Origin of the sequence: Xanthomonas sp. XNM01 (assembly GCF_014851915.1) — a bacterium.
GTDB lineage: Bacteria > Pseudomonadota > Gammaproteobacteria > Xanthomonadales > Xanthomonadaceae > Pseudoxanthomonas.
In genome coordinates this window covers 115,353-138,968 of sequence record NZ_JACVAP010000003.1, presented here as the reverse complement: position 1 = coordinate 138,968, position 23,616 = coordinate 115,353, and the positions used below count along the sequence as shown (strand labels likewise).

The 23,616-nt window shown below is 72.2% G+C and carries 18 protein-coding genes; 8 read left to right on the top strand and 10 right to left on the bottom strand.

Going from position 1 to position 23,616, the window contains the following annotated elements; genetic code table 11:
• Positions 1–131 precede the first annotated feature (131 nt).
• Positions 132–1,205: a cache domain-containing protein gene (locus IB242_RS11990; RefSeq protein WP_192279590.1), complete on the bottom strand. Its 1,074-nt coding sequence runs from the start codon at positions 1,203–1,205 to the stop codon at positions 132–134.
• Positions 1,206–1,371: 166 nt separating this feature from the next.
• Here IB242_RS11990 and IB242_RS11985 point away from each other — a divergent pair, with 166 nt between their 5' ends.
• The 3 genes from IB242_RS11985 (at position 1,372) to IB242_RS11975 (ending at position 6,886) form a co-directional block, all read left to right on the top strand.
• Complete coding sequence (locus IB242_RS11985) at positions 1,372–4,116, top strand: DUF2339 domain-containing protein (RefSeq protein WP_192279588.1); 2,745 nt, start codon at positions 1,372–1,374, stop codon at positions 4,114–4,116.
• Entirely contained in the window at positions 4,113–5,462 is a 1,350-nt protein-coding gene (locus IB242_RS11980; RefSeq protein ID WP_192279586.1) for a DUF3999 domain-containing protein, read from the top strand. The genes IB242_RS11985 and IB242_RS11980 overlap by 4 nt, the downstream gene beginning before the upstream one ends.
• Before the next feature lie 251 nt (positions 5,463–5,713).
• Positions 5,714–6,886: a phosphoglycerate kinase gene (locus tag IB242_RS11975; RefSeq protein ID WP_192279584.1), complete on the top strand. Its 1,173-nt coding sequence runs from the start codon at positions 5,714–5,716 to the stop codon at positions 6,884–6,886.
• A 483-nt stretch (positions 6,887–7,369) separates the two neighbouring features.
• Here IB242_RS11975 and rnk read toward each other — a convergent pair whose 3' ends face one another.
• The 4 genes from rnk to ahpC form a co-directional block, all read right to left on the bottom strand.
• Positions 7,370–7,801 carry a nucleoside diphosphate kinase regulator gene (gene rnk / locus IB242_RS11970; protein ID WP_192279582.1) on the bottom strand — a complete coding sequence of 144 codons (432 nt, stop codon included), beginning with the start codon at positions 7,799–7,801 and terminating at the stop codon, positions 7,370–7,372.
• A 170-nt stretch (positions 7,802–7,971) separates the two neighbouring features.
• The gene (gene oxyR / locus IB242_RS11965) at positions 7,972–8,931 is read right to left on the bottom strand and encodes a DNA-binding transcriptional regulator OxyR (protein ID WP_192279580.1); all 960 of its coding nucleotides are present in this window, start codon (positions 8,929–8,931) and stop codon (positions 7,972–7,974) included.
• 142 nt (positions 8,932–9,073) lie between these two features.
• Complete coding sequence (ahpF, locus tag IB242_RS11960) at positions 9,074–10,663, bottom strand: alkyl hydroperoxide reductase subunit F (protein ID WP_192279578.1); 1,590 nt, start codon at positions 10,661–10,663, stop codon at positions 9,074–9,076.
• Positions 10,664–10,860: 197 nt separating this feature from the next.
• Positions 10,861–11,424, bottom strand: a complete 564-nt coding sequence (gene ahpC / locus IB242_RS11955; RefSeq protein WP_192279577.1) for an alkyl hydroperoxide reductase subunit C — start codon at positions 11,422–11,424, stop codon at positions 10,861–10,863.
• Between the two features lie 176 nt (positions 11,425–11,600).
• Here ahpC and prmC point away from each other — a divergent pair, with 176 nt between their 5' ends.
• The 3 genes from prmC (at position 11,601) to pip (ending at position 14,980) form a co-directional block, all read left to right on the top strand.
• Complete coding sequence (gene prmC / locus IB242_RS11950; RefSeq protein WP_192279575.1) at positions 11,601–12,449, top strand: peptide chain release factor N(5)-glutamine methyltransferase; 849 nt, start codon at positions 11,601–11,603, stop codon at positions 12,447–12,449.
• Between the two features lie 69 nt (positions 12,450–12,518).
• Positions 12,519–13,919: a VOC family protein gene (locus tag IB242_RS11945; protein WP_192279573.1), complete on the top strand. Its 1,401-nt coding sequence runs from the start codon at positions 12,519–12,521 to the stop codon at positions 13,917–13,919.
• A 119-nt stretch (positions 13,920–14,038) separates the two neighbouring features.
• Complete coding sequence (pip, locus tag IB242_RS11940; RefSeq protein ID WP_192279571.1) at positions 14,039–14,980, top strand: prolyl aminopeptidase; 942 nt, start codon at positions 14,039–14,041, stop codon at positions 14,978–14,980.
• A gap of 45 nt (positions 14,981–15,025) precedes the next feature.
• Here pip and IB242_RS11935 read toward each other — a convergent pair whose 3' ends face one another.
• The 5 genes from IB242_RS11935 to IB242_RS11915 all read right to left on the bottom strand — a co-directional run bounded on the left by IB242_RS11935 (position 15,026) and on the right by IB242_RS11915 (position 18,750).
• Positions 15,026–15,733 carry a DUF2242 domain-containing protein gene (locus IB242_RS11935; protein WP_225540542.1) on the bottom strand — a complete coding sequence of 236 codons (708 nt, stop codon included), beginning with the start codon at positions 15,731–15,733 and terminating at the stop codon, positions 15,026–15,028.
• Between the two features lie 136 nt (positions 15,734–15,869).
• Positions 15,870–16,649 (bottom strand): N-formylglutamate amidohydrolase, encoded by a 780-nt coding sequence (locus IB242_RS11930; protein ID WP_192279569.1) that lies wholly within the window; start codon positions 16,647–16,649, stop codon positions 15,870–15,872.
• Complete coding sequence (locus IB242_RS11925) at positions 16,642–17,211, bottom strand: NUDIX hydrolase (protein ID WP_192279567.1); 570 nt, start codon at positions 17,209–17,211, stop codon at positions 16,642–16,644. The genes IB242_RS11930 and IB242_RS11925 overlap by 8 nt, the downstream gene beginning before the upstream one ends.
• Positions 17,212–17,221: 10 nt before the next feature.
• Entirely contained in the window at positions 17,222–18,178 is a 957-nt protein-coding gene (locus IB242_RS11920) for a 5'-3' exonuclease H3TH domain-containing protein (RefSeq protein WP_192279565.1), read from the bottom strand.
• The gene (locus tag IB242_RS11915) at positions 18,175–18,750 is read right to left on the bottom strand and encodes a nitroreductase (protein WP_192279563.1); all 576 of its coding nucleotides are present in this window, start codon (positions 18,748–18,750) and stop codon (positions 18,175–18,177) included. Before IB242_RS11915 ends, IB242_RS11920 begins: the two co-directional genes overlap by 4 nt.
• A 130-nt stretch (positions 18,751–18,880) precedes the next feature.
• Between IB242_RS11915 and IB242_RS11910 the strand changes: the two genes are divergently transcribed.
• Positions 18,881–21,103, top strand: coding sequence for a DUF1631 family protein (locus IB242_RS11910; protein WP_192279561.1), 2,223 nt, complete (start codon positions 18,881–18,883; stop codon positions 21,101–21,103).
• 163 nt (positions 21,104–21,266) lie between these two features.
• Positions 21,267–23,588 carry a DUF1631 domain-containing protein gene (locus IB242_RS11905; RefSeq protein WP_192279559.1) on the top strand — a complete coding sequence of 774 codons (2,322 nt, stop codon included), beginning with the start codon at positions 21,267–21,269 and terminating at the stop codon, positions 23,586–23,588.
• The last annotated feature ends 28 nt before the right edge of the window (positions 23,589–23,616 follow it).

Genomic DNA, 23,616 nt, shown 5'->3' with positions numbered 1-23,616 from the left:
GTTCGCCGGGGGTCGTGCGTTGTGGGGCGCGAAAACGCATGCCGCCCGCGGGTTCCGGCAAGGCACGGCGCCGATGTGGCGCCGGCCTTGGCGCGGTGGGCGGTGGCTGCCGGCGCGGTGCCCTGCAGCGGCTACAGGGCCTGCAGGATCAGCGAGTGCCAGCCGGTGCGGTAGGTCTCGTAGCCGGGCGAGGCGGCATGGGCGATGCAGTAGGCCCGGCCCTGCAGCTGCGTGACCAGCGCACCGCGCGTGCCGGCGAACAGCGTGCCACGCTCGGCGAAGTCGATCGGCTCGGCCGGCAGCCCGGACGAGTCGGCCAGCACGTTGCCGCCGCCATCGACGATGGCCACGCGGCTGCGCTGCCACTCCTGCTCGGACAGCGGCGTGCGCTCGACGATGGTCTGGGCCAGCGCATCCCAGCGGAACACGATGCCCAGCACGCCCAGCAGGCGGCCATCGATGCGGCCGTCCTCGCGCACCGCGCAGGAATAGACCAGCACCCGCTCGCCGCCGGCCAGCACGCTGGCATGCACGCCCTGGAAGCCGAACTCCTCGCCGCTGCGGGTGCGCATCGCCGAGGCGAACCAGGCCTGGTCGGCCACGTCGCGGCCGGCCGAGGCGTACTGCGCGGGGCGGCCGTTGGCCAGGACGCGGCCATCCGGCGCGGCCAGCACCAGGTCGAAATACACCGTGTACGAATCCAGGATCTGGCCCATCCGGCGCGAGGCATGGGCCAGTTCCGCCGCGCTGCTGCCGGGCCTGGCGGCAGCGACCACGGCCGCATCGGTGGCCCACCAGCGCACGTCGCAGCTGCGCTCGTAGAGGTTGCGGTCGATCAGATCGATGTTGCCCAGTGCCAGCCCGGTCAGGCGGGTGCGGCGCACGTCGCGCTCCAGCCGCGCCAGCGAGCCGCTCATGTCGACGCTGCTGCTGTCGGCCAGGCGCGCGATCTCGCGGGTGGTGTCGGCGACCCGCCGCGACAGGCCGTCCATCTCCTCGGCGATCACGCCGAAGCTGCGCCCGGCCGCGCCGATGCGGACCGACTCGATCCGGGCGTTCATCGAGATCACGTGGGTGGTGCGGTTGATCTCGTCGATCCGCTGCAGCGAACGGCGCAGCTGCTCGAGCAGCGATCCGGACAGGTGGGCGACCTCGCGGATGTGGTCGTCGACGCTGGCGTCAGGCACGGAGGCTGGGGTGGTCATGGGGTCCTGGTGGGGTGGGGGCCACCCTCCCCGGCGGCATCCGGCCTATCGGCGCGCCCGCGCCCGACTTGAGACGCTGCGCGCGGTTCGCGGGCCGGCCCGATCCCGCACCTGCCGCCTTGCCGGTAGCATGGCCGGGCGCCGCGTCGGCGCACAGGGAGGTGGCATGGAGCTGATGTTGGTCCTGCTGGGCCTGGCGGTGCTGGCGATGCCGATACTGCTGGTGTTCGCGCTGGTGAGCGTGGCCGGGCTGAAGCGCAGGGTGGCCGCGCTGGAACTGCGGCTGGAAACGTCCGAACCGGCGTCCGCGCGTGCGCGGCCCGGGGCGTCCGCCCCGCAGGCATCGGCCGTGGATGCCCCTCCCGTGCCCGACACCGTCGCCCCGGCCATGCCGGACGCGCCGCGCGACACGGCTGCCGACAGCTGGCTGCCGCCACCGGTCCTGGTCGGGGTCGTGCCGCCGCCGCTGCCCTCTGCCGCCGCGGAGCCGCCGGCGGGTACGCCATCGCCGGAGCGGCCAGCCGCGGCCGACGCCGCCGCGACGGCCACGGTGCGTGGCCCGGCCGTCACCGGTGCTCCGCGCGGTCCCGCGCCGCCATCGCCGCTGGAGGCGGTGCTGCGCGCGGTCAAACGCTGGTTCACGGTCGGCAACATCCCGGTCAAGATCGGCATGCTCGTGCTGCTGGCCGGCGTGGCCGCGCTGCTCAAGCACGCCAGCGACCAGGGCCTGCTGTCGATCCCGATGCCGCTGCGCCTGGCCGGCATCGCCGCGGTGGCGATGGGCGGGCTGGTGTTCGGCTGGATCCGGCGCGAGCGCCAGCGGGCGTTCGCGCTCAGTCTGCAGGGCGGCATGATCGGCGTGCTGCTGCTGACCGTGTTCGCCGCGTTCAAGCTCTATGGCCTGATCCCGGCCGGTGCCGCGTTCGCGCTGAGCATCGTGCTGGTGGCCGGCGTGGGTCTGCTGGCGGTACTGCAGGACGCGCGTGCGCTGGCGGTGCTGGCGCTGCTGGCCGGCTTCCTGGCGCCGATCTGGCTGTCCACCGGCAGCGGCAACCACGTGGCGCTGTTTTCGTACTACGCGGTCCTGAACGTCGCCATCGTCGGCATCGCCTGGTTCAAGTCCTGGCGTATCCTCAACCTGCTCGGTTTCGCGTTCACCTTCGGCATCGGCACGCTGTGGGGCGCGCTGTCGTACCGGCCGGAGCATTTCGGCAGCACGCAGCCGTTCCTGCTGCTGTTCTTCCTGCTGTACCTGGCGGTGCCGCTGCTGTTCGCGCGGCGCCAGCCGGCGTCGCGACGCGATCTGGTCGATGGCTGCCTGGTGTTCGGCACGCCGCTGGTGGCGTTCTCGCTGCAGGCCGGGCTGATGTGGGGCGACCGGCTGCCGCTGGCGTTCTGCGCGCTGGGCGTGGCCGCGCTGTACGCGCTGCTGGCGCGCGTTTGCCTGGGCCGCGGCCCGCTGCGCGTGCTCGGCGAGTCGTACGCGGTGCTGGCGGTCGGCTTCGCCACGCTGGCGGTGCCGCTGGCGCTGTCGGCGCATGCCACCGCCAGCGTGTTCGCGCTGGAAGGCGCCGCACTGGTCTGGCTCGGCCTGCGCCAGCGGCGGTGGCTGCCGCAGCTGGGCGGCACCGCGCTGCAGCTGGCGGCGGCGCTGGCCTGCCTGGCGGGTGTGGATGCCGACGTGGGCGATGCGCTGCCGCTGCTCGATGCGACCTTCCTCAGTGCGCTGCTGATCGCGCTGGCCGGGTTCGCCTCGGCCTGGGCCGCACGCGCGCATGGTGCGTCCGCCATCGCGCTGGTCTGGTACCTGTGGGGTCTGGGCTGGTGGTGCGGCAACGGCGCGCAGGAAATCGCCGGCGTGGTCGACACGCGCGCAGTGCCGCATGCGCTGCTCGCCTTCGCGGCGGTCACCCTGTGGCTGGCGGCGGAGGTGCATCGCCGGCGCATGGCCATGGCTCTGGTGGTGACCGTGCTGGGCGGCGTGCTGGCGGCGTTCCCGCTGGCGCTGCTGCAGGCCATCGCGCTGGCGCACCCGCTGGCCGGCGATGGCCTGTGGGCGTGGCCGCTGTTCGCGCTGCTCGGCGCGCGCGCGCTGTACTGCGTGGCCGGGATGCGGCCGGACAGCGCCATCCTGTTCGCCTGGTGGCTGCTGTGGCCGCTGGTGCTGTCCTGGTCGGCGGCCTGGTGGGGCGGCACGCTGGCGCTGGGCGCGGGCTGGCAGGCGCTGCTCGCGGCGCTGCCGTGGCTGGGCCTGGCGCTGGTCTCGCTGCTGCGCTGGCGCTGGCTGGCCTGGCCGCTGGGGACCGGTTTCGATGCGTGGCGGGCAGCGTGGCAGACCACCTGTTTCGCGATCCTCGCCGCGGGCTGGATGCTGGCGCTGACCCAGCCGGCCGGCGCCGCGCCGCTGCCGTGGCTGCCGCTGCTCAACCCGCTGGAGCTGGCCCAGCTGGCCGCGCTGCTGCTGGCCGCGCGCTGGCTGTGGTCGCCAGCCGCGCCGGCACCGCTGCGGCACTGGCGGCTGGCGCTGGTCGCCGCCGCCGGCTTCGTGCTGGTCACCGTGTCGACCCTGCGCGGCGTGCACCACTGGGGCGGGCTGGCCTGGGCGCCCGAGCTGCTGTCCGGCAGCCTGGCGCAGACCGCCTTGACCGTGCTGTGGAGCGCGCTGGGCGTGGTCGGCTGGGTGGTCGGCTCGCGCCGCGCGCGTCGCGGACTGTGGCTGGCCGGCGCGGTGCTGATGGGCGTCGTGCTGGCCAAACTGGTGCTGGTCGACCGCCAGCATCTGGGCAACCTGCTGGGCATCGCGTCCTTCATCGTCTACGGCCTGCTGTGCACGGTGATCGGCTACCTGGCGCCGGCTCCTTCGCGGCAGGCGCCCGCCGACCGCTCCGACTCCGAGGAACGCATCGCATGAGATCCCTGCTGAGCCTGCTGCTGGTCCCGGTCATCGCCACTGCCGGCGAACGCGGCGATTACGCCCGGCAATGGGCGCTGAGTCCGGCCGAGGCGGAGGCGGGTGCCTACCGGGTGGTGCTGGACGAGGCGGTGTACCGCAGCGCGATCGATCCGGCGCTGCGCGATGTCGAGGTCTTCAACGCAGACGGGCAGGCGCTGCCGGGCGCGGTGTTCGCCGCCGACGAGCCGCAGGCGCAGGCGCCGCGCGCGCGCGCGCTGCCGTGGTTCCCGTTGCCTCCGGCCGCCGCGGCCGGCGGCGCCGACCTGCGCCTGATCGCCGAACGCGATGCGTCCGGCCGCGTGCAGCGGGTCGAGGCTTCGGTCGCGTCCGCACCGGCGGCGGACGGGACCCAGTGGCTGGTCGATGCCAGCGCACTCGGCGAGGCGCCGCGCGCGCTGCTGATCGACTGGCCGGATGCGGCCGCGCCGTTCGAGCTGGCCTACCGGGTCGATGGCAGCGACGACCTGCGCAGCTGGCGCACGCTCAATCCCGGCACGCCGCTGCTGGACCTGCGCCGCGACGGGGCGCGCCTGCAGCAGCGCCGCATCCCGCTCAACGGACAGGCGCGCTACCTGCGCCTGCTGCCGGCGCGTGCCGGGCAGCCGACGCTGGCGCTGGACGGCGTACGCGCGGAACTGGCGCCGGCGCCGGTGGTGGCCGACCGGCAGTGGCTGGAGCTGCAGGGCCAGCGACGGGACGACAGCGGCAAGCCGGTGTTCGAGTTCGAACTGCAGGGCCGTTTCCCGGTGACGCGCGTCGACGTGCGCCTGCCCGGCAACAACGCGCTGGAGTGGACGCTGCACAGCCGCGACAGCCGCGATGCCAGCTGGACCTGGCGGGTCGGGCCGTGGATGGCCTACCAGGTCGGTCAGGACGGGCAGTCCGAACCGCGTGCGCTGAGCGCGCCGGTCCGCGACCGCTACTGGCGGCTGACCCCGGCCACGCCGGTCGGCGCCGGCGTGCCGGACCTGCGGCTGGGGTACCGCAGCGAGGTGCTGGTGTTCCTGGCGCAGGGCCAGCCGCCGTATGCGCTGGCGGCGGGCAGCGGCCGCGCGCTGCGCGGCGACGCGCCGATCGGGCCGCTGCTGGACGCGCTGCGCCGCCGGCATGGCGAAAGCTGGCAGCCGGCGTCGGCCAGCCTCGCCGCCGATGCCGAGGAACTGGCTGGCCAGGCCGCGCTGTCGCCGGCGCCACTGCCGCGCGACTGGACCAACCTGCTGTTGTGGGCGGTGCTGGTGCTGGGCGCCGTGCTGGTGGCCGGGTTCGGGCTCAGCCTGCTGCGGCAGCGTCCGCCCGCGGAATGAGCGGTGCCTGCGGCCCGGGCGCGTTCCGGACTGCAGGCGCTCCATGGGCGCCGCGTGGTGCGATGCCGTGCCGTCGAGCGTCCACGTGACGGCATCCGGCAGGTCGGTATCCACGGATCATCGGCACCGGCGCGCCGGTTTGCCGCGGTGGGCCGCCAGCCACGACAATGGCCGGGATCGTCGCGCCCATGCGCCGCGCATGCGGCCTGCACGGTAAAGCGCCTCCTCCCACGTAGACCAGCGAGCATTCGATGACCATCCTCCGCATGACCGACCTCGACCTCTCCGGCAAGCGCGTGCTGATCCGCCAGGATCTGAACGTGCCGATCGACGACGGCCGCATCACCTCCGAGCAGCGCATCACCGCCTCGGTGCCGACGATCCGCGCAGCGCTGGAGAAGGGCGCGGCGGTGATGGTGACCTCGCACCTGGGCCGCCCGAAGGAAGGCAGCTGGAGCGAGGCCGACTCGCTGGCCCCGGTGGCCGCGCGTCTTTCGGAACTGCTGGGCACCGAGGTGACGCTGGTGCGCGACTGGGTCGATGGCGTCGAGGTCGCGCCGGGCCAGGTCGTGCTGCTGGAGAACTGCCGCATGAACGTCGGCGAGGGCAAGGACGACGAGGCGCTGGCGAGGAAATACGCCGCGCTGTGCGACGTGTTCGTCATGGATGCCTTCGGCACCGCGCACCGCGCCCAGGCCTCGACCCACGGCGTGATCCGCTTCGCCCCGGTCGCCGCCGGCGGCCCGCTGCTGATGGCCGAACTGGACGCGCTGGCCAAGGCGCTTGATGCGCCGGCCAAGCCGCTGCTGGCGATCGTGGCCGGCAGCAAGGTCTCGACCAAGCTCGAACTGCTGGCCAACCTGGTCGGCAAGGTCGACCAGCTGATCGTCGGCGGCGGCATCGCCAACACCTTCATCGCCGCGGCCGGCCATGGCGTCGGCAAGTCGCTGTACGAGGCCGACCTGCTCGACACCGCGAAGAAGATCGTCGCCGATGCCAGGGCGCGCGGCGCCGAGATCCCGCTGCCGACCGACGTGGTCGTGGCCAAGACCTTCGCCGCCGATGCGCAGGCCACGGTCAAGGCCGTCGATGCGGTCGCCGAGGACGACCTGATCCTGGACATCGGCCCGGACACCGCCGCGCATTACGCGACGCTGATCGCCAACGCCGGCACCGTGGTCTGGAACGGCCCGGTGGGCGTGTTCGAGTTCGACGCGTTCGGCAAGGGCACCGAGGCGCTGGCGCGCGCGATCGCCGCGTCGAAGGCGTTCTCGATCGCCGGTGGTGGCGACACCCTGGCCGCGGTCGACAAGTACGCCATCGCCGACGAGGTCAGCTACATCTCCACCGGCGGCGGCGCCTTCCTCGAGTTCCTCGAAGGCAAGACCCTGCCGGCCGTGGCCGCGCTGGACGCGCGCGGCTGATCCACCGCGGCGCCCGGGCCTGCCGGGCGCCCGCTGCGGCATCCTTCACCGTGCATCCTCGATGGCGTCGGGTCCTGACCGGCGCCGCGCTGCGGAGAGCGTGCCGGGGGACGAGGCGCGGTCGGGTCCTCAATGGATGCATGCGCCGGCCCGTTCCATCCGGGTCCATGCGCCGGACCGGGCTGCGGTCCGGTGGCGCGCGTCATCGGCCGTGCCGGTGCACGGCGGCGCGGGCTGCGTGATCGTGAAGAAGACGAACGGCGGTCGCAGTGGGCTGCGTTGTGCATGACGACATCCGTGCCCGGTGGCGTCGCGCTCCCAACGCGCGAGGCCACCATCGTGCCGGGCCCGATGCCACCACGCGTCGCGCAGCGGCATCGACGCCAGAGGTGCCCGATGCGGCAGCGCCGGACGCCAGGAAAAGAGCGGAGTGTCGAGGAGCAGGGCCGGCGCACGCCGTACGACGCCGGCCGTGTCGGCGCGTCAGCGGTGCAGGTCGCCGGCCGCTTCGGGCTGGTAGCGCACCGACCTGACGGTCAGGTTCAGCGGGCGGCCGCCGGGCGCGTCCCAGACGATCGACTGGCCGACCGACAGGCCGATCAGCGCACTACCGACCGGTGCCAGGATCGACACGCGATGACGGTCCACGTCGGCTTCGTTCGGATAGACCAGGGTCAGCACATGGCGCTCGCCGCTGCTGGTGTCTTCGCATTCGACCTGGGAATGCATCGTGACCACGTCGGCGGGGACGCGCTCGGGCGGCAGCACGTCGGCGCGGTTGAGCTCGTCCATCAGCGCGAGCGCGGCAGGATGGCGGCTGAGGGCGGGGGAATCGAGCAGCGCTTCCAGCCGGGCGAGATCGCGGCTGGACACAATGATCGACGGCGGCAGGCCGCTGGTGGGCTGGTTGGACATCGTGGCTCCTTGGATGCGCATGACGCGCGGACGAAGAAAAGGCGGTGCGTCGCCGCTCCGCCTTGGATCTACAGGTTGTGGTGGCAACGCTAGCCCGGAATCGCGCGGGCTTCAAGCATCCGTGGTCCCGATCTTCAGCCCGGTGTTCAGGACGGGCCGCAGGCCCGCGTTCAGGCCTGCCCGGGCCGCATCGCGCCCACACCGCGTGGCGCCTGCGCCGGCACGCTGTCGGGCGACAGCAGGTCGTCCGGCAGCTCGCGGAAGACCTGCGCCAGCTGCTCCAGGAAGGCCGACATCGCCGAACTGCGCCGCCATACCATCGCGATGCTGCGGCTGGGATGCGAGTCGTCGAAGCGCAGCAGGTGGATGTTCTCCGAGCGCGCGACCGGCGGCTGCACCGCCAGCGTCGGCAGCAGGGTCACGCCGACATTGGCCGCGACCATCTGCCGCAGCGTTTCCAGGCTGGTCGCACGGAACTCGGTCTTCTCCAGCGCGCCGGACAGGCGGCACACATCGAGGGCCTGTTCGCGCAGGCAGTGGCCGTCCTCGAGCAGCAGCAGGCGCTGTTCGGACAGTTCCTCGAGCCGCAGCGAGTCGCGCTCGGCCAGCGGATGGCCGTCGGGCACCGCCAGCAGGAAGGGCTCGTCGAACAGGAACTCGGCATGCAGCTGGTCGTCGTGCACCGGCAGCGCCAGCAGCGCCGCGTCGAGCTTGCCGTCGCGCAGGCGCGCCAGCAGCTCGTCGCTCTTCTCCTCGACCAGCAGCAGTTCCAGCTGCGGGAAGCGGCCGCGGATGCGCGGCACCACATGCGGCAGCAGGTACGGCGCCAGCGTCGGAAAGATGCCCAGGCGCACGGTGCCGGCCTCCGGGTCCTGGCTGCGCCGCGCGGCTTCCTTCATCTGCTCGACCTCGGCGACGATCCGTCGCGCGCGTTCGGCGGCCTCGCGGCCTGCGGGCGTCAGCATCACCTTGCGCGGCGCGCGTTCGACCAGCGGCACGCCAAGCTCGTCCTCGAGCTTGCGGATCTGGGTCGACAGGGTCGGCTGGCTGACGAAGCAGGCGGCCGCGGCGCGGCCGAAATGCTTGTGGTCGGCCAGGGCCACCAGGTATCTGAGATCGCGCAGGTTCATTGCAGCTTCCCTCCAGTCGCTGTCGGGCGGCACGTACCTACTGTACGTCCGTTCCCGTCCGCCGCGGCGCGCAGACGGCACCCGCGGAAAAACCTGTCCGGCGACCCGCGGGGCACGGTGTCGCCGGCAGGCGGGACGTCGCTCAGGCCGCCTCGGTGACGGGCTCGCTCTTCGGCGCCGAGCTGCGGATCAGGTGGTCGAACGCGGCCAGCGCCGCCTTCGAGCCTTCGCCCATCGCGATGACGATCTGCTTGTACGGCACCGTGGTGCAGTCGCCGGCGGCGAACACGCCCGGCACGCTGGTCTGGCCGCGGTCGTCGACGATGATCTCGCCGCGCGGGCTCAGCGCCACGGTGCCCTTGAGCCACTCGGTGTTGGGCAGCAGGCCGATCTGCACGAACACGCCTTCCAGCTCCACACGGTGGCTGTCGCCGCCGGTGCGGTCCTTGTAGACCAGACCGGTGACCTTGCTGCCGTCGCCCAGCACCTCGGTGGTCTGCGCGCTGGTGACGATGCGCACGTTGGACAGGCTGCGCAGCTTGCGCTGCAGCACTTCGTCGGCGCGCAGCTGGCCGTCGAACTCGACCAGGGTCACGTGGGCGACGATGCCGGCCAGGTCGATCGCGGCCTCGACGCCGGAGTTGCCGCCGCCGATCACCGCCACGCGCTTGCCCTTGAACAGCGGGCCGTCGCAGTGGGGGCAATAGGCCACGCCCTTGTTGCGGTACTGGTCCTCGCCGGGCACGTTCATCTGCCGCCAGCGCGCACCGGTGGACAGGATCACGCTCTTCGACTTCAGCGACGCGCCGTTCTCGAGTTTGATCTCGACCAGGCCATCGGCGCCGGCCGGCACCAGCGCGCTGGCGCGCTGCAGGTTCATCACGTCCACCTCGTACTCGCGCACGTGCTGCTCCAGCGCCGCGGCCAGCTTCGGGCCCTCGGTGTGCGGCACCGAGATGAAGTTCTCGATCGCCATCGTGTCCAGCACCTGGCCGCCGAAGCGCTCGGCCGCCACGCCGGTGCGGATGCCCTTGCGCGCGGCATAGATCGCCGCCGCGGCACCGGCCGGGCCACCGCCGACCACCAGCACGTCGAACGCGGCCTTCTTCGCGATCTTCTCGGCATCGCGCCTGGCCGCGCCGGTGTCGAGCTTGGCGACGATCTCCTCCAGGCCCATGCGGCCGGCGGCGAAGACTTCGCCGTTGAGGAAGATCGTCGGCACCGACATCACCTCGCGCGCCTCGACCTCGTCCTGGAACAGGGCGCCGTCGATGGCCACGTGCTGGATCCGCGGGTTCAGCACCGCGGCCAGGTTCAGCGCCTGGACCACGTCCGGGCAGTTCTGGCAGCTCAGCGAGAAATAGCTCTCGAAGCGGTAGTCGCCGTCCAGCGCCTGCACCGCCTCGATCACCTCGGCGGTGGCCTTCGACGGATGCCCGCCGACCTGCAGCAGAGCCAGCACCAGCGAGGTGAACTCGTGGCCCATCGGCAGGCCGGCGAAGCGCAGCGAGATGTCCTGGCCGGGGCTGGTCAGGGCGAACGACGGCTTGCGCTCGGCATCGTCGCGGCGGACCTCCAGCGAGATGCTGGCCGACAGGCCGTCGATGTCCTGCAGCAGCTCCAGCATCTCCTGCGAGGCGGCGCCGTCGTCGAGCGAGGCGACGATGTGGATCGGGCGGGTCACGCGCTCGAGGTAGGCCTTGAGCTGGGTCTTCAGATCGGCGTCCAACATGGCGTGCGGCTCCTGTCGAAAGGCAAGGGGAGGGCGTCGTGCCGCTGCGGCAGGCAGGGCATCGGAGCGGTGGAAGTGGACCGGAGCCGACGCGGGCCTGCGTGGCGCGGGCGGCGTGGGCGCGATGGCTCCGGTCCACTCCCGCCAGGGGCGGGAGGGAACCCTCCCCGCACGGGGCGCGGGGAGGGCAGGACGGCTTAGATCTTGCCGACCAGGTCCAGCGACGGTGCGATGGTCTTGGCGCCTTCCTTCCACTTGGCCGGGCATACCTGGCCCGGGTTGGCGGCGACGAACTGGGCAGCCTTCAGCTTGCGCAGGGTCTCGGAGACGTCGCGGGCGATCGCGTTGTCGTGGATCTCGAGGGTCTTGATCACGCCTTCCGGGTTGATGATGAAGGTGCCGCGCAGGGCCAGGCCTTCTTCCTCGATGTGCACGCCGAACGCGCGGGTCAGCTTGTGGGTCGGGTCGCCGACCAGCGGGAACTGGGCCTTGCCGACGGCCGGCGAGGTCTCGTGCCACACCTTGTGCGAGAAGTGGGTGTCGGTGGTGACGATGTAGACCTCCGCACCGGCCTTCTGGAACTCGGCGTAGTTGGCGGCGGCGTCCTCGACCTCGGTCGGACAGTTGAAGGTGAAGGCGGCCGGCATGAAGATCAGGACCGACCACTTGCCCTTCAGGCTGGCGTCGGTGACTTCGATGAACTCACCGTTCTGGAAGGCGGAAGCCTTGAACGGCTGAACCTGGGTATTGATCAGGGACATGAGGGGTCCTTTGGGTTGGTGGGGAACGGAGGCCATCGTAGGCAGGATCGATAGATATCTCAAATCGATTGATGGCATTGGATAGATAGGTTTTGTCTATCGTTGTGCGATAGCCACGCTTTGCTGCGTCGCGCAAGGATTGGCAATGGCGGCGCGCTGGTCCATCGTTGCGCGCCATGAATGACACACTCGACCGCGTCGACGCGGTGTTGCGCCATGGCGCCGACCGGATCGGGCGCACCGATGCCGAGCCGCTGCTGCTTCACGCACTGGGCCGCGACCGCGCGTGGCTGTTCGCGCATGCCGCCGATCCGGTCGATCCGGACGTGCGGGCGCGCTTCGATGCGCTGGTCGAGCGTCGCGCCGCCGGCGAGCCGGTGGCCTACCTGACCGGCCGCCGCGGCTTCTGGACCCTGGACCTGGCGGTCGGCCCGCAGACCCTGATCCCGCGCCCGGAAACCGAGCGTCTGGTCGAGCTGGCGCTGGAGCGGCTGCCGGACGGCGAACCGCTGCGGGTGGCCGACCTGGGCACCGGCAGCGGCGCGATCGCGCTGGCTATCGCCAGCGAGCGGCCATTGACGGCGGTGATCGCCACCGACGTCGCCAAGCCGACCCTGGCCATGGCCGTGGCCAATGCCCGCGATGCCGGGCTGGACAACGTCTGGTTCCGCCGCGGCCACTGGTTCGCCGCGCTGGGGCGCGAGCGCTTCGACCTGGTCGCCAGCAATCCGCCCTACATCGCCGACGGCGATCCGCACCTGGCCCAGGGCGATCTGCGCTTCGAACCGGCCGGCGCGCTGGCCTCGGGCGCAGACGGGCTGGACGCGATCCGCGAGATCGTCGCCGGCGCGCCGGCGCATCTGGTGCCCGGCGGCTGGCTGCTGCTCGAACACGGCTGGGACCAGGGCGCGCCGGTCCGCGCGCTGCTGGCGGCTGCCGGCTTCATCGACGTGGCCACCGAGCAGGATCTGGAAGCACGCGACCGGGTCACGCTCGGACGGCTGCCCGGCGGTCCTGCCCGCTGACCGACCCCTTCCGCGGCACCGGCGACGGGCCGCACCTTCACCGATGCACTCTTCCCGGACGCTTTCCCGATGACCGCTTCCTCCCTGCTTGCCCCGGACGAGATCCGGGCCCGCTTCTCGCGCGCGATGTCGGACATGTACCGCGCCGAGGTCCCGTTGTACGGCGACCTGATGGCCCTGGTGGCCGACGTCAATGCCGGCGCGCTGGCCGCCGATCCGGCGCTGGGCGAGCACCTGGCCCTGACCGGCGAGATCGAGCGGCTCGATCTGGAACGCCATGGCGCGATCCGCCTTGGCACCGCCGCCGAGCTGGCGACGATGCGCCGGCTGTTCGCGGTGATGGGCATGGAGGCGGTCGGCTATTACGACCTCACGCCCGCCGGCGTGCCGGTGCATTCGACCGCGTTCCGCGCGGTGCACGAGGCCTCGCTGGGCTACAGCCCGTTCCGCGTGTTCACCTCACTGCTGCGGCTGGAGCTGATCCCCGACGCCGCCCTGCGCGCCGAGGCCGAGGCGATCCTCGCGCGGCGGGCGATCTTCACCCCCGGCGTGCGCGAACTGATCGCGATCGCCGAGCGCCAGGGCGGGCTGGACGAGACCCAGGCCGCGGCCTTCGTCGCCGAGGCGCTGGAGACCTTCCGCTGGCACAGCGAGGCCACCGTCGATGCGGCCACCTACAAGCGCCTGCACGACCAGCACCGGCTGATCGCCGACGTGGTCGCGTTCAAGGGCCCGCACATCAACCACCTGACCCCGCGCACGCTGGACATCGATGCGGTGCAGGCCGGCATGCCGGCGCGCGGGATCACGCCCAAGGCGGTGATCGAAGGGCCGCCGACCCGGCGTCATCCGATCCTGCTGCGCCAGACCAGCTTCAAGGCGCTGCAGGAAGCGGTGGCCTTCGTCGGCGACGACGGTGCCGAACAGGGACATCACACCGCGCGCTTCGGCGAGATCGAGCAGCGCGGTGCCGCGCTGACCGCGCAGGGCCGCGCGCTGTACGACCGCCTGCTGGGCCAGGCGCGCGCCGTGGCGGGGCCGGCCAACGAGGCCAACGCCGCGCACTATGCGCGCACCCTGGCCGAGCACTTCGCCGCCTTCCCGGACGATCTGGCGCAGATGCACGCACAGGGCCTGGCCTGGTTCCGCTACTTCGTCACCGATGCCGGCCGTGCCGCCGCCGGCACGCTGGGCGCGACGATGCCGCTGCAGGCGCTGCTCGATGCCGGCCTGCTGCGCTACGAGACGCTGGTGTACGAGGACTTCCTGCCGGTCAGCGCGGCCGGCATCTTCCAGTCCAACCTGGGCGAGGGCGGCACCGCCGACTACGACGCCGCGGCCAACCGCGCCGGCTTCGAGCAGGCGCTGGGCGCGGCGGTGCTGGACGAGATCGCGCTGTACGCCGACAGCCGCGCGCGCTCGCTGCAGGCCTGTGCCGCGCAGCTTGGCGTGGAGATCGTCGAGGCCTGACCGGGCGGGAAAGGACGGCCGCGCCACGTCGGCGCTCCGTGGCATCGCCTGGCAGACGCGATTAGCAGGATCTTTCGCCGCGCTCCGTAGAATCGGCGGCGGCTTTCCAAGGACACACCATGCGCACGCTCTATCCCGAGATCGAACCGTTCGACACCGGCACGCTGCAGGTCGACGACCGCCACAAGCTGTACTACGAACAGTGCGGCAATCCGCAGGGCAAGCCGGTGGTGCTGCTGCACGGCGGCCCCGGCGGCGGCATCAGCGCCAAGATGCGCCGGTTCCACGACCCGGCGAAGTACCGCATCGTGCTGTTCGACCAGCGCGGCTCGGGCCGCTCGACCCCGCATGCGGACCTGGTCGACAACACCACCTGGGACCTGGTGGCCGACATCGAGAAGCTGCGCGAGGCGCTGGGCATCGAACGCTGGCAGGTGTTCGGCGGCAGCTGGGGCTCGACCCTGGCGCTGGCCTATGCCCAGACCCACCCGCAGCGGGTGACCGAACTGGTCCTGCGCGGCATCTTCATGCTGCGCCGCTGGGAACTGGAATGGTTCTACCAGGAAGGCGCCAGCCGGCTGTTCCCGGATGCGTGGGAGCACTACATCGGCGCGATCCCGCCGGTGGAACGGCATGACCTGATCTCGGCCTTCCACCGCCGCCTGACCAGCGACGACGAGGCCACCCGCCTGGCCGCGGCCAAGGCATGGAGCGTGTGGGAAGGCGCGACCAGCTTCCTGCACGTCGACGACGACTTCGTGAACAGCCACGAGGATCCGCAGTTCGCGCTGGCCTTCGCCCGGATCGAGAACCACTACTTCGTCAACGGCGGCTTCTTCGAGGTCGAGGACCAGCTGCTGCGCGACGCGCACCGCATCGCCGACATTCCCGGCGTGATCGTGCATGGCCGCTACGACGTGGTCTGCCCGCTGCAGAGCGGCTGGGACCTGCACAAGGCCTGGCCCAAGGCGCAGCTGGAGATCACCCCGGCGTCGGGCCATTCGGCGTTCGAGGCGGAAAACACCGACGCGCTGGTGCGGGCGACAGACCGCTTCGCCTGAGGCAGCAGCCGGGCCGGCAGCGCGAGCGCCGGCCCGGGGGCGGCATCATTCGTCCTGCGCCGGGACCGGCTGCGGGGCCGGTGCGGCCTCGGCCGGAGGCGCCGGCAACGACAGCGGCGCCTGCGACACCGGCTGCTGCTCGGTGCTGGCCGGGGCGGTCTCCGCCGGGGCCGGCTGCGGCACCTGGAACATCGGGAACAGCCTCGGCTGGGCGGTGGCCGCCGGCGGTGCCGGACGCTCGATCTGCTCGGGCAGGAAGCGCGACAGCACGGCGAAGAAGCGCTTGTAGAACGCCTCCTCCTGCACCGTCTCGCTGGCCACCTTGACCAGCGAATCGTCGGTGGAGCCGATCGGCAGCGACAGCGAGCCCAGCGCGCTCACGCCCAGGCTGGCCGAAGTGTTGCTCTTGCGCAGCGCGTAGCGGTCCTGGACCGCGTTGACGAACACCACGGTCTGCTGCTCGCCACGCAGCTGCGGCATGCACACCGCGCGGAACTCGACCTGTTCGTGGCTCTCGTCGCGCGGCTGGAAGTACTTGCGCGCCTCGACCACGTCGCCTTCGGCGCGACCGACGACGAAGCCCTGGCTCAGCAGCGCGCGGCGCGCGGCCTCGCAGGTCTGCGACGGCGAATGGTCGTAGCTGCGCGAATAGGTGTTGGACGAATCGAAGGCTTCGCTGGCCAGGCGCGGATGCTTCTTCTGGGGCAGCATCCCGCAGCCGCCGAGCAGCAGGGCGATCAGGGATGCGGACAACAGGGGAAGTGAGCGGGGGCCTGGCATCATGCGTGAGTGCTGAGGGGAGCAACCGCGCGAGTATGCCGGATCGCGGCGATCGTGCGCGTATGTGGGCATGAAACCGTTACCGGCGTTGCGAACGCGTTAATCGAGCTCATGCGAACGCCGGCTCCAGCTGCGCGAACAGGCGTTGCAGGCGCAGCGCCCACAATGCCTGGCCATCGGCATCGGCGATCAGGTCCTGGCGGATCTCCAGTTCCACGTGCGGCAGTCCGCGCCGTTCGCCATGGACGTTGATCGCGTAGTCGCTGGCATCGGTGACCGCATAGGGCTGGTTGTCGCCGACCACCAGGTCGCCCTCGGCCTGCAGCGCGTCGCGCAGCGCATGCGCCAGCCGCGCGTCGCGGTTGTAGAGCACGCCGCAGTGCCAGGGACGGTCGATGCCGTGCATCGACGGGGTGAAGCTGTGCAGGGTGACCAGGAGGGTCGCCCGCGCCTGGGCCTGGCGCTGGTCGAGCGCCTCGACGATGCGCGCGTGGTAGGGCCGGAAGATCGCCTCGGCGCGCGCGGCGCGCGCCGCGTCGTCCAGGTCGAGGTTGGCCGGCACCGGGGTGCCGTCGCTGGCGGTCACGATCGAGGTCGGCGAGATCAGCGGCCGGTTGCAGTCGATCACCAGCCGCGAGTAAGTCTGCAGGATGGTCCAGGCGTCCATCGCCTCGGCCAGGCGGGCGGCCACGCCGGCCACGCCGATGTCCCAGCCGATGTGGCGGTCGATCTCGCCGGGAGGCAGGCCGAGGTCGCCGAGCGCGCGCGGGATCGCCTGGCCGGCGTGGTCGACCACCAACAGCCACGGCGATGCGCCGTGCGGACGGTGCAGGGTGAACGGTGCCGGGTCGCCCGGCTGCAGCAGCATGCCCATGCCGGCCTCAGACATCGCGCGGGCTGCCGTCCAGGTTGTGGTCGATCATCCACAGACCCGCCCAGAGCTTGGCGTCCAGTTCGTAGCCTTCGCCGATCTTGCCGGCCAGCCAGGCGGCGGCCTGCGCGCGCGGGATCTCGTGCACGGTGATCGCCTCGCTGGCGTCGCCGCCGCCTTCGCCGACCCGGCGCAGGCCGGTGGCACGGACGAAGGCGATCTTCTCGCTGCTGGCGCCGGAGGAGGTCGGGCCGATCATCAGGACCTCGGCGCGTTCGGCGGTCCAGCCGGTCTCTTCCTCGAGCTCGCGGATCGAGGATTCCTCGATCGACTCGCCGGCGTGCTCGTCGCCGACCAGGCCGGCCGGCATCTCGATCGTGCGTGCCTGCAGCGGCACGCGGAACTGTTCGACGAACAGCACCCGGTCCTCGGGCGTGACCGCGATGATGATCGCCGCCAGGCCGCCCGCATGGACCCGTTCGGAATACTCCCACGTGCCACGCACCACCATGCGCTGGTAGCGGCCTTCGTAGACCACGCGTGGGGTGGACTCTGTGCTGTTGCCGGTCGTGTCGTCCATGCGTCGAATGCTAAACGGGAATCGATGACGGCGCCGCGTCGGGCAGCCCCAGCCCGGCGGCCTGCAGCAGCCGGCGCCGGGTCATCGGCCCGAACCGCAGGCTGGCGACCAAGCCGTCGAGCATGGCCGCGTCGGCGGCTGCGCGCAGCGCGACCGGGCCGTCGTAATCCAGCGGTGCATCCAGTGCGATCGTGGTCAGCTGCCGGCACAGCAGGGCCAGTTCGCGCTGCGCCCGCAGCCGCACGGCCGCCTGCGCGGCACCGCGCAGGCGCAGGAAGGCGACCTCGTCGACCCGCTCCAGCAGCGCGTCCAGGGTGCCGAAATGCGCCAGCAGGATCGCCGCGGTCTTGGCGCCGATCCCGTTGACGCCGGGGATGTTGTCGACCGCGTCGCCGGTCAGGGCCAGGTAGTCGGCGATCTGCCGCGCTTCCACGCCGTGCCGCGCCTTGACCCCGTCCATGCCCCAGCGCTGGTTGCGGGCGTAGTCCCACTGCTCATCGTGCCCGTCCAGCAGCTGCGACAGGTCCTTGTCCGCCGAGACGATCACGCCGCGGTGGCCGGCGGCGCGGGCCCGGTACAGGGCGGTGCCGATCAGGTCGTCGGCCTCGTAGTCGTGGTGGGCGAGCACGCTCAGGCCCAGCGCCGCGCACAGCGCCTTGCAGTGGGCGAACTGGCGGCGCAGTTCTTCCGGGGCCGGCTCGCGGTTGGCCTTGTAGGCCGGGTAGATCCGGTGCCGGAAGCAGCTGTCCAGCGCCTCGTCGAACGCGATCACGATGTGCTGCGGCCGCTCGCGCTCGAGCAGGTCGAGCAGGAAGCGCGCAAAACCGTGCACCGCGTTGGTCGGCCAGCCCTGGGCGTCGCGGAACTCGTCGGGCATCGAATGCCAGGCGCGGAACACGTACAGGCTGGCGTCGACCAGGTACAGCGGCGGCAGCGGAGCCGGCAGCGCCGGCGCGACCACGCTCATGGCTGCCAGTCCTGCAGCAGCAGGGACGGGTCGGGGCGGTCGCGCTCGGGCGCCTCCTGCCGGGGCGTACCGATATGGATGAAGCCCACGATGCGTTCGTCCCCGGCCAGGCCCAGCGTCGCGGCCACGTCGGCGTCGTAGGCCATCCAGGCGGTCAGCCACTGCGCGCCGAAGCCGCAGGCCTGGGCCGCCTGCAGCAGCGCGAAGCAGACGCAGCCGGCGGTCAGCAGCTGCTCCTGCTCGGGCACCTTGTGGTCCTGCTGCAGGCGCGCGATCACGATCACGACCAGCGGGGCGTGCGAGAAGCGCTCGCGGTCCTTGTCCACCACCGCCGGCGGCGCCTGCGGGTCGCGGGCCAGGCTGCGCCGGGCCAGGATCTCGCCCAGCGCATGCCGGGCATCGCCCTGGATCGTCAGGAACCGGAACGGCACCAGCTTGCCGTGATCGGGCACGCGCACGGCCGACTGCAGCATGCGCAGCAGGGTGGCCTGGTCGGGCCCGGGCACGCCGAGTTGCTTCGAGGGCACGGAGCGGCGCGCATCGAGGGCTTGCAGCCCGGAAACTGTGTGCATAATCTCGTTTCGCTACATTCTGGTGCGGGTCTGCCGACAGTATAGGCAGCACGTCCGGCATGGGCTCCGGCACGCGGGCGCCGGGCCGGCGCTCCGTCGCCCAGGTGCCCCACGACCACTTTCGAGGCCGATGCAGACCCCGCCGTTCGCCGACGACCTGGCCAGCCGCAATCCCGACCTGCTGAACCAGGTGCGGGAGGCGATCCTGCTGCCGCTCTCCGATGCCTTCGCCGCCGAACTGGACGGGCTGGGCACCGGGCTGTTCCAGCTCGCCGACGCGGCGGTGCCACCGGCCCAGGGCGAGTACCTGGATGCGATCCAGGAGCTGCGCCGCGACCGCGAATCGCTGATCGCCCGTTTCCGCGCGCACCTGGCCAAGGCCTGGCAGGGGCTGGAAGGCGGCCGGCCGGTGTCGGTCGAGCGCACCTTCGCCCGCGGCAACGACCTGGTGCTGGTGGCCGAGCAGGAGCTGGACGTCCGCCTGGCGGTGCGCAACCTGGCCGGCGCGGTCCAGCAGGCCTGGCGGCCGGAGCTGATGCGGCTGGACCGCTATCTGGGTTTCATCGCCGGCGGCCTGCGGCTGGACATCGATTCCAATCCGATCGGTCCCGAGCACCTCGGCGCGGCGATGCATGCGGCCTTCACCGGTGCCCGGGTCAGCGTGCGCGCGCAGCTGGCCGCCATCGCGCTGTGCGAGCCGGGCATGGTCGAGCGCGTCGGTGCGCTGTATTCGATGCTCGAGGCGCGGCTGGTGACCCTGGTCCGCGACCTGGAGATGCCGGCCGGCGGCCGGCGCCGTGGCGGCATCCCCGTGGCCGGGAGCGCCGAGGCGGCCGGGACCGAGGACTGGATCGCGCGCTTCTTCAGCCGCTGGGACGGCGCGCGTGGCGCGACCGGCGCCGTAGCGGCGGGGATCGACGTGCACGCCCGCGACGAGCGCGAACTGCTGCCGCCGGAGCTGCGGCGCATGCTGCAGGCATCGCGCCGCGTCCGCGACCGCTTCCGCAGCGCGCTGTCCGACGCCCGGACCCGGCGCGCGCTGTCGCAGCGCGAACTGCTGTCGATCCTGTCGTTGCTGCAGATCGAGCCGCATGCCGGCTACGACACCATCGCCGCCTCCGGCGCGCTCTCGCAGGGGCTGTACCGGGAGATCCTGACCCAGGCGTCCAGGCTCGGCCTGGATCCGGCCACGATCCGTCTGGACCATGCCGACGAGGACATCCTCGACCTGGTCGCGCTGCTGTTCGAGTCGATCCTGGCCGAGTCCCACCTGCAGCCGGACCTGCGCCCGGTGATCGGGCAGCTGCTGGTGCCGGTGGCCAAGGTCGCGCTGCAGGATCCGCGCCTGTTCGCCCGCGACAGCCACCCGGCGCGGCGCCTGCTCAACCTGCTGGCCGACGCCTGCGACGGCAACCCCGGCGAGTCGGCCGCCGAGCTGGCGCTGCTGGCGCAGGCGCGCGCCGCCAGCCAGCGGGTCGTGGCCGGCTTCGACGAGCACCAGGGCGTGTTCCTGGCGGTGGAGGCCGAGTTCGGCGCGTACTGCGAGCAGTACCGGCGGCGCGTGGAGATCGCCGAGCGCCGGGCCGCCGAACTGCAGCGTGCCGAGGAGCGCCGGGTGCAGGCGCGCCAGCGCGCCGCGGCGGAGCTGGAGCGGTTGACCCGCGGACGCCATCTCCCGGCCGCGCTGCACGATTTCCTGGCCCGGCCCTGGCTGCAGCAGGTCGAGCGGCTGGCGCTGCGCGACGCCGAGGCCGGGCTGGCCGAGAGCATCGCCCTGGCCGACGCGATCGTGGTGGCTGCCGATCCGGCCGGCACCGGTCCGCGCGCCGACGCGGCCTGGGCGCAGACCCGGATGCCCGCGCTGCAGCGCTGCTACAGCGAGGCGGGCATGCCGGCCGATGCGGCCGCGGCGGCCGCCGCAGCCTTGTCGGACGTGCTGCTTGGCGTGGCGCGCGGCGACCTCGCGCCGCTGGTAGCGGCCGCGACCGTGCCCGAATCACCGCCGGCGCCGGTCGAGGCCGAGCCTTCGCCGATCCCGGACGAACCGCCGGAGGCCATCGGCTTCGACCTGGAAACGGTCGAGTACTTCCAGACGCTCGCGCTGGGCAGCTGGCTGGACTTCGTCGACCGCGAAGGCCGGGTGCAGCCCGGCAAGCTGGCCTGGGTCAGCCCGATTTCCGGCAAGCGCATGTTCGTCAACCGGCGCGGCGCGCGCTTCTGCGTGGCCACCCCGGAGCAACTGGCGGCGATGGTCCGGCTCGGACGCCTGCGCCAGCACCGCGAGGACGACGCCTTCTACAGCGCGATGCAGGCGGTGGTCGACCGCCTCGGGCCGTCCGTCCAGGCGGCCTGAATCGCCGGCAACGCCCTGTGCCGCAAGGGATTCGGCCGTTCCGCGGCCCGTGATTTGCCCACTGGATCACGGTCGTCATCACGGCCGGCGCGTACGATGCAGCAGCGGAATCCCCGAGCCGCACCCGCCCGTCCCCCCAACTGCCCCTCCCGGAGCAGTGCGCATGAGCACCCCCACCCCTGATCCGCTCCACCACCACGCCCGCGACGCGATGTTGCTGGCGCAGGTGCGCGATGGCTTTCTGCCCGCGCTGGGCGATGCGTTCTCCGCGGCGGTCGCGCGCTACGACGATGTCCTGTTCGATCGCGCCGAACGGGCCGGGGGATCGCAGCTGCTGTTCCTGGACGGGATGCGCGAACTGCGCCGCAAGCGCGATGCCGTCTCCGGACGGTTCCGCACGCGCCTGTCGCAGGCGTGGCTGGCGCTCGAATCGGGCCAGCCCGAATCGGCCGAGGCGACGCTGTCGGCGGGCGAGGGCGGGTTGAGCCTGGTGGCCGAACACGAACTGGAATCGCGGCTGGCGGTGCGCACCCTGGCGGCCGGGCTGCTGCGCGACCACAAGCAGGTGCTGATGCGCATCGACCGGCGCCTGGGCTGGATCGCCGGCGGCCTGGAGCTGGATGCCGACCGCAATCCGGTCGGGCCCGAGCACATCGGCGTGGCCGTGCACGAAGCCTTCGCCATGGCCGAGCTGGCGCCGGAAGTCCGGCTGGTCCTGATCAAGCTGTGCGAGCGCGACCTGGCGCAGACCATGGCCAAGCTCTACGACGCGCTCGATCAACGCCTGCTGCGGGCCGGGGTGCTTCCTGGCGGCGGTGGCGCCGCGCGCAGGCCGGCGCGGCCGCGCCGCGGCGATGCGCCGTCGATGGCCGAGGATTTCGCCGCCGGCCAGGGCGGCTGGGGCGAACCCGGCGTGGGCGAGGACATGTCACCGGCGTGGGCGGCGCGCTTCATGCAGCGCTTCTCCGAGACCCGCGGCGGCTTCGCCGCGGCCGGCGACGCGGCCGCGCCCGGCAATCCCGCCGCGCCCGGCATGCTGCTGGACGCGCTGCACCAGATGCTGCAGCAGAGCCGCGACCTGCGCGGCGCGGTCGACCAGGCCGCCGATGGCATCGCCAGCGCCCAGTCGCAGCAGCGGCCGCTGAGCCAGCGCGAGATGCTGTCGGTGCTGTCGCTGCTGCAGGCCACGCCCAGCGCGACCCTGCACGCCGCGATCGGCGACGAGCGCGAGTCGCTGTCGCAACGGCTCAAGAGCGAGGTGCTGTCCAGCGCCAGCCAGCTCGGCGTCGACCCGTCGATGGCCCGGCTCGACCCCAAGGACGAGGACGCGATCGATCTGGTCGGCATGCTGTTCGACGTGCTCCTGGACGAACGCGACCTGGCCGGGCGCCCGCGCGAACTGATCGGCCGGCTGGTGGTGCCCTTCGTCAAGGTCGCGCTGCTGGACCGGCGCATGTTCGTGCAGAAGACCCATCCGGCGCGACGCCTGCTCAACGCGCTGGCCGAGGCCTGCGAGGGCAACCAGGGCGAGAGCGCGGCCGAGCGCACGCTGCTGGCCAAGGTCGAGGAGATCATCGAGCGGCTGGTCGCCGAGTTCAACGAGAACCTGGCGATCTTCATGACGCTGGAGGAGGAGTTCCGCGACTTCCTCGAGCAGCACCGCCGCCGGATCGAGATCACCGAACGCCGCGCCGCCGAGATCCAGCGCGGCCAGGAGCGGCTGGAGCTGGCGCGCACCCGCGCCGAGAGCGAGCTGGAGATGCGCATCGACGGGCTCGACCTGCCGCAGGCGGTCAGTGGCTTCCTGTGCAATCCCTGGCAGCACCACCTGACCCTGACCCTGCTGCGCGACGGCGACGAGAGCGATGCCTGCGCCGAGGCGCTGGCACTGGCCGACGGCCTGCTGGACGAGCTGGACGAGGCGCGTCGCCACGTGGTCGGCAAGGTCTGGCTGCAGCAGTGGCAGCCGGCGCTGCGCCGCGTGTTCGCCAGCGTCGGCGTGCATGGCGACGCGGCGGAAGTGGCGATCGCCGCGCTGCACGACACGCTGCAGGCCGTGGCCGCCGAGCGGCCGGAACTGGAGAAGGCGCTGCCGGAACTGCCGCAGGTCTCGCTGCCGCAGCCGGCGGCCGCGGTCGAGCGCAGCCCGATCGAGCTGGCCGGTGGCATCGATGCGCTGGATTTCGACAACGCCGATGCCGACCACATCCGCGCGCTGCCGATCGGCACCTGGCTGGATTTCATCGACAAGGACGGCCGCGTGCAGCCGGGCAAGCTGTCTTGGATCAGTCCGATCTCCGCGCGCCTGCTGTTCGTCAACCGCCGCGGCGTGCGCTTCTGCGTGGCCTCGCCCGAGGAGCTGGCGGTGATGATCCGGCTTGGGCGCCTGCGCAAGCACATCGAGGACGATGGCGCCTTCGACAGCGCGATGCAGGGCGTGATCGACCGCCTCGACATCCACCCGGGGCCGGTGACGCTGCACTGAGCCGCCTCGCCGCCTGTGCCGCGCCGGC

Coding starts and splice junctions, on each gene's coding strand:
- IB242_RS11915 (WP_192279563.1), bottom strand. CDS start 18,750: ATGCACACAGTTTCCGGGCTGCAAGCCCTCGATGCGCGCCGCTCCGTG.
- IB242_RS11930 (WP_192279569.1), bottom strand. CDS start 16,649: ATGTCTGAGGCCGGCATGGGCATGCTGCTGCAGCCGGGCGACCCGGCA.
- IB242_RS11980 (WP_192279586.1), top strand. CDS start 4,113: ATGAGATCCCTGCTGAGCCTGCTGCTGGTCCCGGTCATCGCCACTGCC.
- IB242_RS11905 (WP_192279559.1), top strand. CDS start 21,267: ATGAGCACCCCCACCCCTGATCCGCTCCACCACCACGCCCGCGACGCG.
- IB242_RS11975 (WP_192279584.1), top strand. CDS start 5,714: ATGACCATCCTCCGCATGACCGACCTCGACCTCTCCGGCAAGCGCGTG.
- rnk (WP_192279582.1), bottom strand. CDS start 7,801: ATGTCCAACCAGCCCACCAGCGGCCTGCCGCCGTCGATCATTGTGTCC.
- IB242_RS11910 (WP_192279561.1), top strand. CDS start 18,881: ATGCAGACCCCGCCGTTCGCCGACGACCTGGCCAGCCGCAATCCCGAC.
- oxyR (WP_192279580.1), bottom strand. CDS start 8,931: ATGAACCTGCGCGATCTCAGATACCTGGTGGCCCTGGCCGACCACAAG.
- pip (WP_192279571.1), top strand. CDS start 14,039: ATGCGCACGCTCTATCCCGAGATCGAACCGTTCGACACCGGCACGCTG.
- IB242_RS11945 (WP_192279573.1), top strand. CDS start 12,519: ATGACCGCTTCCTCCCTGCTTGCCCCGGACGAGATCCGGGCCCGCTTC.
- prmC (WP_192279575.1), top strand. CDS start 11,601: ATGAATGACACACTCGACCGCGTCGACGCGGTGTTGCGCCATGGCGCC.
- IB242_RS11925 (WP_192279567.1), bottom strand. CDS start 17,211: ATGGACGACACGACCGGCAACAGCACAGAGTCCACCCCACGCGTGGTC.
- IB242_RS11990 (WP_192279590.1), bottom strand. CDS start 1,205: ATGACCACCCCAGCCTCCGTGCCTGACGCCAGCGTCGACGACCACATC.
- IB242_RS11985 (WP_192279588.1), top strand. CDS start 1,372: ATGGAGCTGATGTTGGTCCTGCTGGGCCTGGCGGTGCTGGCGATGCCG.
- ahpC (WP_192279577.1), bottom strand. CDS start 11,424: ATGTCCCTGATCAATACCCAGGTTCAGCCGTTCAAGGCTTCCGCCTTC.
- ahpF (WP_192279578.1), bottom strand. CDS start 10,663: ATGTTGGACGCCGATCTGAAGACCCAGCTCAAGGCCTACCTCGAGCGC.
- IB242_RS11920 (WP_192279565.1), bottom strand. CDS start 18,178: ATGAGCGTGGTCGCGCCGGCGCTGCCGGCTCCGCTGCCGCCGCTGTAC.